The 16,499-nt window shown below is 45.8% G+C and carries 15 protein-coding genes and 1 riboswitch; of the genes, 1 reads left to right on the top strand and 14 read right to left on the bottom strand.

Annotation, left to right across the window (positions count from 1 at the left end; translation table 11 throughout):
• Nucleotides 1–22 precede the first annotated feature (22 nt).
• The 7 genes from priA to DIC78_RS01540 form a co-directional block, all read right to left on the bottom strand.
• Nucleotides 23–2,440: a primosomal protein N' gene (gene priA / locus DIC78_RS01510; RefSeq protein ID WP_127695251.1), complete on the bottom strand. Its 2,418-nt coding sequence runs from the start codon at nt 2,438–2,440 to the stop codon at nt 23–25.
• Complete coding sequence (gene coaBC / locus DIC78_RS01515) at nt 2,437–3,657, bottom strand: bifunctional phosphopantothenoylcysteine decarboxylase/phosphopantothenate--cysteine ligase CoaBC (protein ID WP_127695253.1); 1,221 nt, start codon at nt 3,655–3,657, stop codon at nt 2,437–2,439. The genes priA and coaBC overlap by 4 nt, the downstream gene beginning before the upstream one ends.
• Nucleotides 3,658–3,735: 78 nt before the next feature.
• Nucleotides 3,736–3,939, bottom strand: a complete 204-nt coding sequence (rpoZ, locus tag DIC78_RS01520; RefSeq protein ID WP_003221520.1) for a DNA-directed RNA polymerase subunit omega — start codon at nt 3,937–3,939, stop codon at nt 3,736–3,738.
• Between the two features lie 3 nt (nt 3,940–3,942).
• Nucleotides 3,943–4,557, bottom strand: a complete 615-nt coding sequence (gene gmk, locus DIC78_RS01525; RefSeq protein WP_024121355.1) for a guanylate kinase — start codon at nt 4,555–4,557, stop codon at nt 3,943–3,945.
• A 7-nt stretch (nt 4,558–4,564) separates the two neighbouring features.
• A complete protein-coding gene (gene remA, locus DIC78_RS01530; protein ID WP_003154355.1) occupies nt 4,565–4,834 on the bottom strand; it encodes an extracellular matrix/biofilm regulator RemA in 270 nt (89 codons plus the stop codon).
• A gap of 76 nt (nt 4,835–4,910) precedes the next feature.
• Complete coding sequence (locus DIC78_RS01535; RefSeq protein WP_127695255.1) at nt 4,911–5,786, bottom strand: YicC/YloC family endoribonuclease; 876 nt, start codon at nt 5,784–5,786, stop codon at nt 4,911–4,913.
• Nucleotides 5,787–5,870: 84 nt separating this feature from the next.
• Nucleotides 5,871–8,543, bottom strand: a complete 2,673-nt coding sequence (locus DIC78_RS01540; protein ID WP_127695257.1) for a calcium-translocating P-type ATPase, SERCA-type — start codon at nt 8,541–8,543, stop codon at nt 5,871–5,873.
• 121 nt (nt 8,544–8,664) lie between these two features.
• Between DIC78_RS01540 and rqcH the strand changes: the two genes are divergently transcribed.
• Nucleotides 8,665–10,377, top strand: a complete 1,713-nt coding sequence (gene rqcH, locus DIC78_RS01545; protein WP_127695259.1) for a tRNA modification protein RqcH — start codon at nt 8,665–8,667, stop codon at nt 10,375–10,377.
• A 38-nt stretch (nt 10,378–10,415) separates the two neighbouring features.
• Here the strand turns inward: rqcH and sirC are convergent, their stop codons facing one another.
• The 7 genes from sirC to DIC78_RS01580 all read right to left on the bottom strand — a co-directional run bounded on the left by sirC (nt 10,416) and on the right by DIC78_RS01580 (nt 16,125).
• The gene (gene sirC, locus DIC78_RS01550; protein WP_127696905.1) at nt 10,416–10,904 is read right to left on the bottom strand and encodes a precorrin-2 dehydrogenase; all 489 of its coding nucleotides are present in this window, start codon (nt 10,902–10,904) and stop codon (nt 10,416–10,418) included.
• A complete protein-coding gene (gene sirB, locus DIC78_RS01555) occupies nt 10,885–11,670 on the bottom strand; it encodes a sirohydrochlorin chelatase (RefSeq protein WP_127695261.1) in 786 nt (261 codons plus the stop codon). The genes sirC and sirB overlap by 20 nt, the downstream gene beginning before the upstream one ends.
• The gene (gene cobA / locus DIC78_RS01560) at nt 11,671–12,444 is read right to left on the bottom strand and encodes a uroporphyrinogen-III C-methyltransferase (protein ID WP_103671396.1); all 774 of its coding nucleotides are present in this window, start codon (nt 12,442–12,444) and stop codon (nt 11,671–11,673) included.
• A 100-nt stretch (nt 12,445–12,544) separates the two neighbouring features.
• Nucleotides 12,545–13,138 (bottom strand): adenylyl-sulfate kinase, encoded by a 594-nt coding sequence (gene cysC, locus DIC78_RS01565; protein WP_095713808.1) that lies wholly within the window; start codon nt 13,136–13,138, stop codon nt 12,545–12,547.
• Nucleotides 13,139–13,150: 12 nt separating this feature from the next.
• Nucleotides 13,151–14,299: a sulfate adenylyltransferase gene (gene sat / locus DIC78_RS01570; protein WP_106020670.1), complete on the bottom strand. Its 1,149-nt coding sequence runs from the start codon at nt 14,297–14,299 to the stop codon at nt 13,151–13,153.
• A 48-nt stretch (nt 14,300–14,347) separates the two neighbouring features.
• Complete coding sequence (cysP, locus tag DIC78_RS01575; protein WP_127695263.1) at nt 14,348–15,412, bottom strand: sulfate permease; 1,065 nt, start codon at nt 15,410–15,412, stop codon at nt 14,348–14,350.
• An 11-nt stretch (nt 15,413–15,423) separates the two neighbouring features.
• The gene (locus DIC78_RS01580; RefSeq protein ID WP_024121347.1) at nt 15,424–16,125 is read right to left on the bottom strand and encodes a phosphoadenylyl-sulfate reductase; all 702 of its coding nucleotides are present in this window, start codon (nt 16,123–16,125) and stop codon (nt 15,424–15,426) included.
• 158 nt (nt 16,126–16,283) lie between these two features.
• A riboswitch (SAM riboswitch) is annotated at nt 16,284–16,389 on the bottom strand.
• Nucleotides 16,390–16,499 lie beyond the last annotated feature (110 nt).

Raw genomic sequence — 16,499 nt, forward strand, 5'->3', positions numbered from 1 at the left:
TTACCCTCCAAGACGTGAGATCTTACATCATCATATAAGGATTCATATCAATTGAAATCATTACATGTTTTTGTTCAATTTCGCGTTTATAATGTTCCAGTATCTTCTTCAATAAAGCTGATATCTGGGTTTCCTGTTTGTATTTTATCACGCATTGATAACGATATCTATCTTTGATCCTGGCGATCGGCGATGCGCTTGGACCAAGTATTTTCGTATCTGCCCCGCAGTTTGCTTTCAGAAAGTGTCCGATTTTCTCAGCGGTTACAGCCGCTTTTGCCACTTCCTCGTGAGAAACCGTCACAAGAGCCAAATAGTAATACGGCGGGTAGGATTGCTCCCTCCTGTGCGCCATTTCATGCTGATAAAACGTTTCATAATCATGCGTTTTCGTCAGCTGGATGCTGTAATGGGACGGTGTGTACGTTTGAATGATGACATTGCCGGGTTTTTCATGTCTTCCCGCGCGGCCGCTGACTTGTGTTAGCAGCTGAAACGTTTTTTCGGCAGATCTGAAATCAGGAATGTGCAGTGTTGTGTCAGCGCTTAAGACTCCGACAAGTGTCACATTCGGAAAATCAAGCCCTTTCGCAATCATTTGCGTTCCAAGAAGAATATCTGCTTTGCCTTCTCCGAAAGCAGACAATAATTTTTCATGGGCACCTTTCCGAGAGGTCGTATCAACATCCATCCGTATGACTCTTGCATGTGGCAGCACCTTTGTTAATTCTTCTTCCACTCTTTGTGTTCCCGTTCCGAAAAAACGGATATGATCGCTCCCGCATTCAGGACAAGTATGCGGAACAGGCTCTTCATGTCCGCAATAATGGCATTTCATCCTCTGGCCGGAACGGTGATACGTCATGGAAATGTCGCAGTGAGGGCATTGCGGGACATATCCGCAGTCCCTGCACATCACAAAGGAGGAATAGCCCCTTTTATTTAAAAACAGCACAGCCTGTTCACCCTTGGCAATGGTTTCTTCAAGCTTTTCCATCAATTCTATTGAAAACATAGAGCGATTGCCGTTTCTGAGCTCCTCTCTCATATCCACAAGCGAAACCTCAGGCATCACTTGGTGATTGACGCGGTGTTTCAGCGAAAGCAGCTCGTACACTCCTTTTTGCGCCCGTGCATATGACTCTAACGTCGGTGTAGCACTACCTAACACAACCGGACAGCGGTGGTGCTCCGCTCTCTTGATCGCTACTTCTTTCGCATGGTAGCGCGGCATTTCCTCTTGTTTATAGGACGATTCATGCTCCTCATCGATGATAATCATCCCGAGATTTTCAAACGGAGCAAAAATAGCGGACCTCGCGCCCACGACAAGCCGTACTTCCTTGCGGTGGATTTTGCGCCACTCGTCATACTTTTCACCAGTGGATAACCCGCTGTGCATCACGGCTACCTGAGAGCCGAAACGCCCTTTAAATCGATGAACCATTTGCGGCGTTAACGATATTTCCGGTACAAGTACGATGGCTTCTTTTCCTTTCGCAAGCACTTTTTCAATCGACTGGAGATAAATTTCCGTTTTGCCGCTTCCCGTCACTCCGTGCAGGAGAAACACTTGATGTTCATTGTTATCTAACGTCCGGCGTATCGGCTGAAAGGCCGCGCTCTGCTCGTCTGTCAGCGGCAGAGGTTCTGTTTTTTTGAACATTTTGTCCTGATAGGGGTCTCTGTAAACCTCTTCATAGGTTTCTTTCAGAAGCCCCTTTTGGATCAGGCTCTTGATGGTGGCTGAGCTTGTGTCTGTTTTTTTGCACAGGTCCGCAGCAGGTATTTTCGTGCCTTCCGGTTCTGTCATGAAAAAGTGCAGGATCGCCTGCTGTTTAGCCGCTTGTCGGGATAAACCCTCAGCCTGCTTGGAGAGCTCTTCTTTACCGGCATTGGCCTGAATATACCTGACCATTTTTTTGTTCGCTTTTTGCGCCACTTTATAAGTTACATCGATATGGCCTTTTTGAACCTGCTTCTGGATGATTTTCAGCGTATCGTGATCAGGTATATCGGAATACAGCAAGCTCTTTGTTTCAGAAAACAGCCGTTCTACCTGCGGCGGGATATCCGCACCTTCCGCAATCTTCAGCTCTTTTTCATATTTTGCCTTTAATGCGGCAGGCAGCATCGCTTGAAGCGCCGTAATCTTAAAAGACAGCGTTTTGTCTGACAGCCATGAAGACAAATTCATCAGCTCTTCTGTCAAAACAGGCGTAAGATCTAATAAATCCTCCACTTCTTTGACAGATTTACCTGAGAGATCAGACGTATCTTTGACAGCTGTCACAAACCCTTGAATTTTACGGGGGCCAAACGGAACAATGACCCTCATTCCCGTTTTGATCATACCTTTAAGATGGTCTGGGATTTTGTAATCAAACGGCCTGTCTATATTTTTGGTGCTGACATCAACGATGACTTCGGCAAAATTCATGAGTGCTCTCCGGTTTGTTTTAAGAGGGCTGCGACTTCTCCAAGAATGTCAAACGAAACATCGAGCTTAGACATCTTCGGCAGCTCGCGTTTGCGCCCGTCTTTGAAAAAGAGCGTCACAATATTCGTATCAGCACCAAAACCGGCCCCTGCCGCTTTCACGTCATTCGCCACAATCATGTCAAGATTTTTGGCAGAAAGCTTTTTGCGGGCGTAATGTTCCACATCTTGTGTCTCAGCAGCAAAACCGACTAACAGCTGATGCTGTTTTTTCTCGCCCAGTTCTTTTAAGATGTCGACTGTTCTTTTTAATTCAAGGGTCATTCCGCCGTCTTGTTTTTTCATTTTTTGGTCAAATACTGTTTTTGGCGTAAAATCGGCAACAGCAGCTGTTTTTATGACGACGTCGCTTCTCTCATACACAGAGAGCACCGCATCGCGCATGTCCGCAGCCGATTGGACAGGGATAAACTGAGAAAGCCCTTTAGGGACATCAAGAGAAACCGGCCCTGAGATCAAGGTCACGTTTGCACCAAGCCGCACCGCAGCCTCAGCTAATGCGTATCCCATTTTACCCGTCGATTTATTCGTGAAAAAACGCACAGGATCAACTGCCTCCCGTGTCGGGCCTGCTGTGATCACCACTTGTTTGCCTTCTAAAGGCGCGTCTTTTTCTTCTGCAAAATGCTTTGCCGCAAGTTTCACGATGTTTTCGGGTTCTTCCAATCTTCCTTTTCCAACGTAACCGCATGCTAAATAGCCCTCGCTCGGTTCAATAAAACGAAAACCATCCTGATAAAGGACAGAAATATTGCGTTTGACTGCCGGATGGTCATACATATGCACATTCATGGCGGGCGCAATCCATACCGGCGCTGTTGCCGCTAATAAGGTTGTTGTCAGCATATCATCAGCAATGCCGTTGGCCAGTTTTCCAATCACATTGGCCGTAGCCGGCGCAACAATAATCAGGTCGGCCCAGTCAGCTGCGTCTATATGAGAAATGACGCTTGGATTTTGTTCTTTAAATGTATCTGTATATACTTCATGGCGGCTCAATGCCTGAAATGTCAGCGGTGAAACGAACTGGCACGCAGATTCAGTCATAATGACTTTAACATTTGCCCCTGCCTGCACCAGCTTGCTTGTCAGCGCACAGGCTTTATAAACAGCGATGCCTCCGCTCACGCAAAGCAACACATTTCGATTGTTCAGCAATGACTTCTCCCCCTCTGCAATTTAAAACAGCACGGAAAAAAATAACAACCTACATGATATAGGTTGCTACTTGTGCTACTATTCGCGGTCTTCCTTTTCAAACGAAAGCAGGCCTGCATCAATTTCTTCTAAAGCTTTGCCTACATATTTGTGTGAAATCGTATGTTCAATCATCTGGTCTTTTTTGATTTGCATTTCACGCGCGCGTCTAGCAGAAACGGTTACGAGCGTGTATTTCGAATCCAATTTATTCATTAATGAGTCAATTGACGGATCTAACATCAGTTATTCAACCTCCAGCATTTTCTTATATCTTGGTGCAACGCGCTCACGCTTCAAATGTTCAGCGAGAACGATTGCTTTGATTTTGTCGCAAGCCGTTTCGACATTATCATTTTCTACGACGTAATCATATGCGTCCATCATTTCGATCTCAGCTTTTGCGGCTTTCATGCGATTTTCAATCAGAGCATCTGTTTCCGTTCCTCTTGTCACAATTCTGTTCTTCAGTTCAGAAAGACTCGGAGGCGCAAGGAAAATAAACAGACCTTCCGGGAAAGCATTTCTCACTTGAAGAGCGCCTTGAACTTCGATTTCTAAAAAGACGTCTTTTCCTTCTTGGAGCGTCTGTTCAACATAATCGACAGGAGTGCCGTAATAATTGCCGACATATTCTGCCCATTCAAGCAGCTTATTGTTTGCAATCATTTGCTCAAATTCTTCTCTAGTTTTGAAAAAATAATCGACTCCGTTCACTTCGCCCTCTCGCGGGTTTCTCGTTGTTACTGAAATCGAATACTCGAATTTTGTATCTTCTTGCGAAAAAATCGCTTGCCGAACCGTTCCTTTACCAACTCCTGAGGGACCTGAGAGAACGATTAATAACCCTCTTTCTTTCATGCGGCAATTACCCCTGCCCTTCATCCATAATTTCTTCTTTAACAGAAAGTCTGTGTGCAACTGTCTCAGGCTGGACGGCAGATAAGATAATGTGATCACTATCCATGACGACAACTGCACGGGTTCTTCGTCCGTATGTAGCGTCAATTAGCATTCCGCGGTCTCTTGCATCCTGGATCATCCGTTTGATTGGCGCAGACTCCGGGCTGACAATCGAAATCATCCGATTGGCGGAGATAATATTGCCAAATCCGATATTAATCAGTTTAATCGTCATCTTCTACGTTCCCCCTGTAAAATAGACGTCTCTAGTTTAACCTAGCAAGTCCGTCTGTAAACAATACGCACAGTTACTATTCTATATTTTGCACTTGTTCTTTTATTTTTTCAATAGAACTTTTCATTTCGACGACAAGCTTTGTGATCTGGTGATCATTTGCTTTTGAGCCGATTGTATTTGCTTCCCGATTCAGCTCTTGGACAAGAAAGTCGAGTTTGCGCCCGACAGCTCCGCCTTCAGCTAATATATCACGAAACTGAGCGAAGTGGCTCTTCAGCCTTGTAATCTCTTCTGTAATATCAGAGCGATCTGCAAAAATAGCGCATTCTGTAACCAGCCGGCTCTCATCCAACACGTCTTCGGTCCATTCCTTTATTCTGGCGTAAAGCCGTTCCCTGTAACGAGATACCGCATCGGCTGCCAAAGATTCGGTCTTTTCGGCCAGCTCTTCAAGCTGGTCAATATGCATCAGACAGTCTTTGGCTAGAAGCAGCCCCTCTTTTTCGCGCATCTCACAGAGTCCTTTTACAGCTTCCTCTGCAGCAGCTGTTATTAACTCCTCAAGCTTTTCGCTTTGTGTCTGCTCCTCATGAATCTGGACGACATGTTCAAGCTTGAAGAAGTCCATGACATCAGGCTCTGCGGACAATTGATATCGCTTTTTCATATCCTCTGCAGCTGCGACAAACTCATCGAGAAGCGGCCAATCAATGTCAAGCCTTCTCTCTACAAGCATATCACTGTCAACGGAGACGAAAAGCTCAATTCTTCCGCGCTGTATGTACTGCAGAATCGTCTGTTTCAGCTTATCTTCTAAATATAGCAAAGGCCTTGGCAAACGAGCGTTCACTTCTTTAAACCTGTAATTCACAGATTTAAGTTCAACGCTTACAGAGAGATCATCTTGTGTTTTGCTTGCACTGCCGAAGCCTGTCATACTTCGTATCATAAATAAAACACCCAATTTCTTCCCTGTTCTCAAAATAAAAGGGCAATAGACATGCTATTACCCCTAAGATTATATCATATGAATTTATTTTTTTCTTGTCAAAAGTGACCCCGCCAGCAAAAAAGTAGGGATGGCCGACATGCCGATGACAAGCATCCAGTCTCCCGGCGTGATGGCAACCGTGTGGAAAATCGGCTGGAGCGGCGGATAGTAAATAACCACCAGCATCAGTAAAATTGATGACAATACAGCGCCGATCAGATACAAGTTTTCAAACGGATTTCTGGAAAAAACAGATGTTTCGCTCCGGCAGTCAAATACGTGAATAAGCTGAGCCAGCACCAACGTTGCAAACGCAATTGTCTGAGCATAAGACAAATTCTCAGGATTGCGGTGATACACGATGATAAAAGCCAAAATCGTGGCAGCACCGATTAAAAATCCTCTGGAGACCACCTTCCATCCAAGCTTGCGTGCAAACACCCCTTCTTTCGGGTGACGCGGCTTCCGCTTCATAACGTCTCCTTCCGGCTGATCCATGCCGAGCGCCATCGCCGGCAATCCATCTGTCACCAAGTTGACCCACAAAATCTGAATCGGCACGAGCGGCAAAGGAAGGGCAAGCAGCATGGCGAAAAGCATGACCAGAATTTCTCCTACGTTAGAAGCCAGCAGGTATCGGATAAATTTTCTAATATTTTCATAGATGTTTCTGCCTTCTTTAATCGCTGATTTAATGGTTGCAAAATTATCATCTACGAGAATGAGGGATGATGCTTCCTTCGCCACATCCGTTCCTGTAATACCCATGGCAACGCCGATGTCAGCCTGTTTGATAGCCGGCGCGTCATTGACGCCGTCTCCTGTCATTGCAACGATATGTCCGTTTTCCTGATACGCTTTAACAATTTTCAATTTATGCTCAGGGGAAACGCGGGCAAACACATACACATCCTCCACTACGTCAGAAAGCTCTTCTTGCGAAAGCTCATTCAGCATCTGGCCGTCCATGATTTTTCCGCTTTTCGGGAGGAGGCGCAAATCTTTCGCTATAGCTTTTGCTGTCTCAACATGATCCCCTGTAATCATGACAGTCTTAATTCCCGCTTCACGGCATTCTTTAATCGCCTGTCTGACTTCAGGGCGCGGCGGATCTATGATGCCTGAAAGGCCAAGCATTGTCAGGTCTTTTTCCGCCTGCTCCATTGACGGTGTTTCCCCTGCTTTTACCGGTCTATAGGCAACCGCAATCGTTCGGAGCGCCTGGGAAGCCAGTTGCCGTAATACTGCCTCTGTTTCTGCTTTTCTCTCATTTGAGAAAGGAGCGGCAGAGCCGTCATAATAAATACGGGCAGACCGCTGCATCAGGACATCCGGCGCGCCTTTCGTAATGATATAGCGCTTTCTGTCCTGATCCTCTACAATGACAGTCATCATTTTTCGTGCTGAATCAAACGGAAACTCCTCAATCACCCGGTAATGGGATTCCACAAACTCCTTTGAAAAGCCGCCTTTTCTTGCCGCAGTGAGCAGCGCTCCCTCTGTCGGATCTCCGTCAAGCACATAGTCACCGTTTCTATTCTCAATATTCGAGTTGTTACAAAGCGCTCCGAACAATAGCATTTGCTCCAGCGGCTTATGCTCATTCACACTGACCTCTTTATCGTTCAGTGTGAAGCCTCCTTTCGGATCGTAGCCCGTGCCCGACACTCTCCACGTTTTTCCTCCGGACCATACATGTGTGACCGTCATTTTGTTTTGCGTCATTGTTCCTGTTTTGTCTGAACAAATAATAGAGGCACACCCAAGCGTCTCAACCGCGGGAAGCTTTCTCACGATTGATTTTTGCTTGATCATACGCTGTACACCCAATGACAGCGCTACTGTCACAATGGCTGGCAGCCCTTCTGGAATGGCGGCTACCGCTAGCGAAACACCGGCTAAAAACATACTGTACAGATCGTGTCCTTGGATCACGCCGACAGCGACAACAAGTACAGTGAGCAGCAAAGCGACAACAATTAAAATTTTCCCGAGCTGCTCGAGCCTTCTTTGCAGCGGGGTTGACAGAGTTCCCGCCGATTCAAGCATGTCAGCGATTTTCCCCATAGCCGTGTTCATTCCTGTACCGACGACAACACCGACACCGCTGCCGCGGGTGACGATGGTTCCCATAAAGGCCATATTCGTAATATCCCCCAGCGACACATCGGGTTTTTTCAATTTATCCGCATGTTTCACAACCGGGATTGACTCTCCGGTTAACGCTGATTCTTCAATTTCCAGGCTTTTCGCTTCGACAATCCGGACATCTGCTCCAATCCGATCGCCGCTTGTAAACTTCACAATGTCGCCCGGCACCAGTTCTTTAGAAGGGATCTTTGTCCAGCTTCCTTCCCTGAGCGCCATCACATGAGGAGTTGACAGCTCTTTTAATGCCTGAAGAGATTGCTCTGCACGCCGTTCTTGAAAGAACCCAAGTATGCCATTCACAAACACAATCGCAATAATCGCAACCGCGTCCACATATTCACCAAGAAACCCTGAAATTAATGTTGCCGCAAGCAGCACAAGCACCATGAAATCTTTAAACTGCGCCAAAAACAAGATAAGCGCTGATGTTTTTTTCCCTTCTTGAAGCTCGTTTGGCCCATGCTTGTCGAGGCGTTTTTTCACCTCTTTTTCAGTTAATCCTTGTTTCATGGACGTATTTGTTGCCTCTAATAAATCTGTTTGTCCCATTTCATGAAACTTCATTCCGCTCGTCCACTCCCCTGCTCTCTTATAGAGATATCACTCTATAAGCATGCTTATTCTGACTCGTCCCATTTCATGCTATAATTATCGAATGCAGGAAGAATGAGAGGGTGTATTATATATGTCGTTTGATGGCATGTTTACATACGGAATGACACACGAACTGAACGAGCGAATAATGGGCGGACGGATCACGAAAGTCCATCAGCCTTATAAGCACGATGTGATTTTTCACATCCGCGCCAATGGAAAAAACCAAAAGCTTTTATTATCGGCACACCCAAGCTATTCACGGGTGCATATCACGGCACAAACGTATGAAAACCCGAGTGAACCGCCGATGTTTTGCATGCTGCTAAGAAAGCATATTGAAGGCGGATTTATTGAAAAAATTGAACAGGCGGGCCTTGACCGCATTATGATTTTTCATATTAAAAGCCGTAATGAAATCGGCGATGAAACGCATCTAAAGCTTTATGTCGAAATTATGGGCCGCCACAGCAATATCATTCTGACGGACGGAGAGGAAAATGCGATCATCGACGGGCTGAAACATCTATCACCGTCAATGAACAGCTATCGCACCGTACTGCCGGGCTACGATTATAAGCTTCCGCCGGCCCAGGACAAGATCTCACCGCTAGAAGCGACTGAAGATGACATGTTGCGTCATCTCAGTTTTCAAGAAGGACGGCTAGATAAACAAATTGTTGACCATTTTTCCGGTGTTTCTCCGCTCTTCGCAAAAGAAGCTGTCCACAGAGCGGGCCTTGCCAACAAAGTGACACTGCCAAAAGCGTTGCTGGAGCTCTTTGCAGAGGTAAGGGAGCACCGTTTCAACCCTAACATCACGACTGTTAACGGGAAGGAATATTTTTATCTGCTGGAGCTGACTCACCTTAAAGGAGAAGCACGCCGCTTCGATTCATTAAGTGAGCTGCTGGACCGTTTTTATTTCGGAAAAGCTGAGCGGGACCGGGTTAAACAGCAGGCTCAGGATCTTGAGCGGTTCGTTGTGAATGAACGGAAAAAGAACGCCAACAAAATCAAAAAACTGGAAAAAACACTGGAGTATTCGGAAAACGCTAAGGAATTTCAGCTTTACGGGGAGCTGCTGACCGCAAATTTATATATGATGAAAAAAGGCGACAAGCAGGCTGAAGTCATCAACTACTATGATGAGGAAAATCCGACAATCGCTATCCCGCTGAATCCGAACAAGACGCCTTCAGAGAATGCACAGGCCTATTTCACTAAGTATCAGAAGGCGAAAAACTCAGTTGCCGTTGTCGAAGAACAAATCAGTCTGGCTAAGCAAGAAATTGAATACTTCGACCAGCTGATTCAGCAGCTGTCGTCCGCTTCTCCGCGTGATATCAGTGAAATCAGAGAAGAGCTTGTGGAGGGGAAATATTTACGTCCTAAGCAGCAAAAAGGGCAGAAAAAACAAAAACAGAACAACCCTGTTTTAGAAACATACGAATCCTCTTCCGGTCACACTATTTTAGTCGGCAAAAACAACCGTCAAAACGAGTATTTAACGACCAAAGCAGCTGCCAGAGACGACATATGGCTTCACACGAAGGATATCCCGGGCTCCCATGTTGTCATCAGAAGCAGCGAGCCGGATGAACAAACAATTATTGAAGCCGCCACAATTGCAGCTTATTTTTCAAAAGCAAAAGATTCAAGTTCTGTGCCTGTTGATTATACAAAAATCAGGCACGTCAAAAAGCCGAACGGCGCAAAGCCCGGATTCGTGACTTATGACAGCCAGCATACCGTCTTTGTCACGCCTGATGCGGATACTGTCATCAGGCTGAAAAAAAGCTGATTCATATAAAGAAAAGCCAGAGCAGCAACTGCTCTGGCTTATTTATTTCTTCTGATCTGATAAAGCCTGTCTACTTCGCTGACAAAGTCGCCGTCAATGAGCACGTCCACTTTTTCAGCAAGTTCCTTCGTATGCTTTGGACTGGCTCCGTTTGTCGAAACAGAAACCGTAACATGCCCTCTTTTTACGATTTTCGGCATGTACACATTGCCCAGCTCAGCGTCACTGGCACAGTTGACAAGCTGGGAAGGCGATGCATTTTGCGCAATTTCTTTATTCACAGCGGCGTCATCCGTCGCGGCAATAATCAAAAAAGCATCGAGATAATCCTCTTTCTCAATCTTCCGGCTCAGCCACTTGATTTGGCGATTGTCTGCCATCTGCCTGATTTCCGGTTCCGCAACCGGACTGACAAGCGTAATATCCGCTCCCTCAGAAAGCACCGTTTTTAACCTTCTGAGCGCAATACTGCCGCCTCCTGCGATCACAACCTTTTTCTTCTGCAAACTAATGTGAAGCGGGAGCATATGAGCCTCCGTCAAAATTAAATTGCCCCTCATGGTTGTCAGCAGTTTCTTTCACACGATGTAAAAATGCCTTTTTCACATGCGGGTGGAAACCGATATAGGAAGAGAGGTAGACATTTGAATTTTCGGCCTTCAATTTCTGGACCTCACGTTCAATCTTATTCATCAGCATCCCGGTAAACAGCAAATACGGAACAATAAAGGTCGTCACGCTGTCATCTTTTTTCAGCTCAGAAAAAACCTCTTTGTAATTGGGACCGCATGCTGTCATAAAACATGGAATCACTTCCTTGACGGGCATGATGTTTTGGAGCAATCCGGCAATGCCGGTTACGTCTCTTTTTACATCTGGGTCTGAGCTTCCCCTGCCGATGAGCACAACCTTGGCGTTTTCGTACGGAACGCCTATGTCTTTAACACGATGATAGACAGCTTTGACAACTTCTTCGTCAATCCCAATCGGACTTCCGTATGAGATATGGACTGAAGGATACCGGGATGCGGCACGGGCAATTTCTTCCGGAATATCATGTTTTGCATGAGCAGCCGTTAAAAGAAGCAGAGGCACCACTGCGATATGAGTGGCGCCTTGCTTCACACATGCTTCAAACCCTGTCTCAATTGCCGGCTCCTGCAACTCTAAAAAACTGATTTCCTGAACAGGGGCAGAGATGTGCGCTTTGCATCCTTCCAAAAATGCAGCGGCCTCTTGCTGAGCCTTTTTTACCCGGCTGCCGTGGCCGACATATAAAATCGCTTGTTTCATTTACAACGCCTCGCTTAAATCTTGTTTTTTCAGCTCAGATTCAAACCATTCCAGCTTATAGTGATAATTTACAACATTTCCAACAACAATTAAACTCGGATTTTTAATGTCTTCTTTTTTCACCGTTTCTGAAAGGGTGTCAACTGTACAAAAAACAGATTTTTGCTTGTCCGTTGTTCCCCAATGAATAAACGCTGCCGGAGTAGAACCGTCCCGGCCGTTTTCCAGGAGTTTTTTTTCGATCTGCTGCACATTTTTAATGCCCATATAGATGACAAGTGTATCAATCCCTGTGGCCAGCGCTTTCCACTTTTCCTCAAAATCCTCTTCTTTTTTATAATGCCCCGTTACAAAAGCCACGTTAGAGCCCGCGTCCCGATGAGTGACAGGAATCCCGGCATAAGCAGCCGCCGCGATTCCCGATGTGATACCGGGGACAATTTCAAACGGAATGCTATTTTCAGAAAGGCATTCCGCTTCTTCCCCTCCTCTGCCGAACACAAATGGGTCTCCGCCTTTCAATCTGACAACGGTTTTCCCTTTTTGCGCATACTTCACAAGAAACCGATTGATGGTTTCCTGCTTCATTGTATGAAAATCTGGAAGCTTCCCGCAGTAGATCAGGTCCGCCTGCTCCTTGGCATAATGCAAAATCTCTTTATTTACTAATCTGTCATATAGGATTACATCAGCTTTTTCAATGGCTTTCAGCGCTTTAATTGTCAGCAGATCAGGATCTCCGGGACCCGCTCCTACAATATATACTTTCCCCATCGTCTTTCCCCCGATCTATTCGAGTTCTTCCAGAACGTTCGCTGTGATGTTGTTCTTGTTTGCATTTTCGGCATCTGAGAAGAACACAGCTGAGCGGCGTTTAGCTCAGTTGCTGCTTTACAAACTCGATCAGCTGATTTTTGCACTCTTCACGATCATATTGTCCTGAGTCAAGGACGAGCTCAGGAGCTTCCGGTTCTTCATATGGAGAATCAATGCCTGTGAAGAACGGAATTTCTCCGTTTCTTGCTTTTTTGTAGAGCCCTTTTGGATCTCTTTGTTCACAAATATCGAGGTCGCATTTAATATAAACTTCGTTAAATTCGCCTGCTTCCACAAGCTGGCGAACCTGGTCTCTGTCCTCACGGAAAGGAGAGATAAAAGCAGTAATGACAATGGTGCCCTGCTGCACAAAAAGTTTCGCTACCTCTCCGATTCGGCGGATGTTTTCTTTTCGGTCTTCATCAGAAAAACCGAGATCTTTATTTAAACCGTGGCGAATGTTGTCACCATCCAGCACAATAACTTGGTAGCCTTGCTCAAAAAGTTCTCTCGCAGCAGCATTGGCAATGGTTGATTTGCCTGATCCGCTTAAGCCCGTCAGCCAGAGAATGGAGCTTTTATGCTTGTTTTTTTTCTGATACTCTTCTTTTGTAATAGAGGCTTCATGCCATACGATATCGCGATTTGTCACTGCCAGTCCCCCTTAAGAAACGCCTGCTTCTTCTTTTTTCTTCATGCCTTTGATTAACACCTCTACAACTTCTGCGCGACTGAATTCTGCAGGCGGCAGTACACCGTCTCTCAGCATCCCTCTTACCTTGGTGCCTGATAAAATCACGTGGTGCTCTCTGCCATGCGGACACGTTTTTGCCGTTCCCATATTTCCGCATTTTTCGCAGAAGAAGCTGTGCTCGAATTTCAGCGGTGTAATGCCGAGTTCTTCAGGTTTAAATGTGTCAAACAACTCCTGGGCTTCGTACGTGCCGTAATAGTCACCGACACCGGCGTGATCGCGGCCGACAATGAAATGCGTGCAGCCGTAGTTTTTTCTGACAAGCGCATGGAAAATCGCTTCTCTCGGACCGGCATAACGCATTGCAGCCAAGAAAACGCCAAGGAAGACACGGTCTTTCGGGTAATAGTTGTCAAGAAGCACTTGATAGCTTTCCATCCGGACATCAGCGGGGATGTCATCAGATTTTGTTTCGCCGACAAGCGGGTTTAAAAACAAACCGTCCACTGTCTCAAGAGCCGTTTTTTGAATATATTCATGCGCTCTGTGAACAGGATTTCTCGTTTGGAAACCGACAATTGTTTCCCAGCCTTTTTCTGCAAACTGGCGTCTTGTTTCCGTCGGTTCAAATGTAAACTCAGGGAATTGTTTGGAAGCTTTTTTAATCAGTGTGATCGGACCGCCGACATATGTATCACCGCGGCTGAACAGCTTTTTTACCCCCGGATGAGCCTGATCATCCGTTTTATACACGTTAACAGCTTCTTTTTGTTTGTCAGGCACGTATAAGTCTTCGATTTGGATAACGCCGTATGTTTCTCCGTCATACGTTAATTTTACTGTTTCGCCGACTGACAGTTCGGCTGCTTTTTGTGCATCTACCGGCAGCGTGATCGGAATAGACCATACAACACCAGAAGCAAGACGCATGTTTTCAACAACAGATACGTAATCTTTCTCATTAAAGAAGCCTTCGATCGGGCTGTATCCGCCGATTCCGATCAATTCCAGGTCGGCAAAAGAAATCAAATCAAGTTCAATTTCTTTCTGAATGCCGCTTACCTCATATGACTCATTTACTCGGTTTACCAGTTTTCCTCCATGTGGTGCTAAGCTCATAATATTCATTTCCTCCTAGTTAACAGATAAAATAACTCAGATTAATAGTTAGATTCCCCCGCCTTGATCGTGGACAGAGCGTCTCTCTTTACGAATGGCTTTTGTCAGGCTGACGGCACCGCCTGCCGCTAAAAGCACACTTACCATGATAAAGATTGAATAATAATCCGCCTTTAAAAACATAGATACAAGCAGATAGGAGATGGATAAAGATAAAAACGGCGATACGATCCATACTTTCAGCATCGTTTGAACGACCTGTTTATGAAATACGTTTGGTCCGTTTTTCGCCATGCCTATTCCGATAATAGACGATGACGTTACTTGCGCCAAGGGCACCGGCATTCCAAATAAAGAACTGATGATCACCAGCCCTGCTCCTGTTCCGGATAGGAGAATGCCTTCCCCTTTTGAAAACCGCGTGATTTTCTTCCCGTTTGTTTCTAACACCCTGCGGCCTAATATCAGTGCGCCCAGGGCTACAAAAACTCCCCCATACAGGGTTCCTTTCGCTACATCCAGTACGCCGGCAGCCACTAACGGTCCAACAGCATTCGCTACATTGTTCATGCCCGCAGAAAATGCTTCAAAAAAACCAGCGCATAGCAAAAGGATGCCAAGGATGTTTTGTTTACGGGAAGACGTAATTTCGATTTTAAAATAACGAAACAGCTTTGCTACAAAAAATGTAAAACCAAAAGCGAACAGCGGAACGAAAATCCAAAATGAAACAATAATCAGAAGATTGTTTACAAACAATACTTTGTACGCAACGCCCACACCGACAACCGCCCCGACCGTGACTTCACTTGTCGATAAAGGAATGCCGAGCAGATTAGCTGTAAAAAGCGACAGTGCAGCAGCCCCGATAATGATGCAAACAATCGTCAGCGTGATCGTCTGTTCCGGGATAATCCCAGAGCTGATGGTTTTCACAACTTCGCCCCCGCCAATGACAGCCCCGGCCAGAACACCAACGGCACATATGATCAAAGCGTAGGTTTTCTTTTTGACGGCCCCAGAGCCGTAAGCAACTCCCATTGAAGCTGCAGCGCCGCTTGCGCCAATATTCACTGCGAAAAACAAGCTAAATAAAATAGCGGCTAATTCCATTTTGCAGCTCCTTATTCATGCAGTCCGCATTCTGTTTTCGCCATACCGTTCCATCTGCCTGAGCGCAGGTCCTCTGCGGTAAATGCAGGTGACGTACAAGGCGCGCAGCCGATACTTGGATACCCTTGATCGTGGAGCGGATTGTAGTCCAGCTCATTCCGAGAGGTGTATCTCCAAATGTCTTTCCAAGTCCAATGGATAAGCGGGCAAACTTTTACTGATTTGAATTTCTCATCTTTGTTTAAGAAATTCGTATTGGCACGGCTTGGCCCTTGATCGCGGCGCAGGCCGGAAAGCCATGCCGGGTGGCCGGAAAGCGCCTCTCTTAAAGGAACGATCTTCCTGAGATAGCAGCATTGATTCGGCTCTCTTTCCCACAGTTTATCACCATGTTCTTCCGCCTGTTCCTCAAGAGTAAGGTTCGGTTTCTTCAGGATGATATTGAGGCCGGGATAGCGCTCTTTCACGCGTTCTATCGTTTCATAGGTTTCTTTAAAATGAAGCCCTGTATCGAGAAATACAATCTCTGCGTCTTTTTTCACTTTATAGATTAAGTCAATCAGAACGATTCCTTCAATTCCGAAACTGCAGGCATAAACAAGCTGATTGCCGTAATGGCCGTAAGCCCATTTTAAAACTGACAGCGCCCCTTTATAAGGATCGTCCTCCGGAAATGTAATCGTTGGTTCTTCCCAATTATCGTACGTTAACATTTCTTCTTTCCTCCTTTCGGAGACAAACAAACAGTAGCTTTCTGCCGGTTGTCTTTCCCAATTGTAATGTGATGCGGCTGCTGTTATCTCCGTAAACAGCCCCTCTTAAAATAAAAAACTTTCAATCCGGCGGAAAGAAAGACAGGAACTGCATGTAGCCCTTATCTTTCAAAATGGAATACATTTTGCTGGAAGTAGCACCTTACACATTGTGCAGGTTGCCGGGCTTCATAGGACCAGTCCCTCAGCCGCTCTTGATAAGTTTTTCAGATTTGTAGTAAATTTTAGCACAATTCTAACATAAGTCAACCCGAGTTTTTTTATAGGATTAATAAAAAAACAGACCCAAGGGCCTGTTTTCAATCGTGGCAAGG

Origin of the sequence: Bacillus halotolerans (genome assembly GCF_004006435.1) — a bacterium.
Lineage (GTDB): Bacteria > Bacillota > Bacilli > Bacillales > Bacillaceae > Bacillus > Bacillus halotolerans.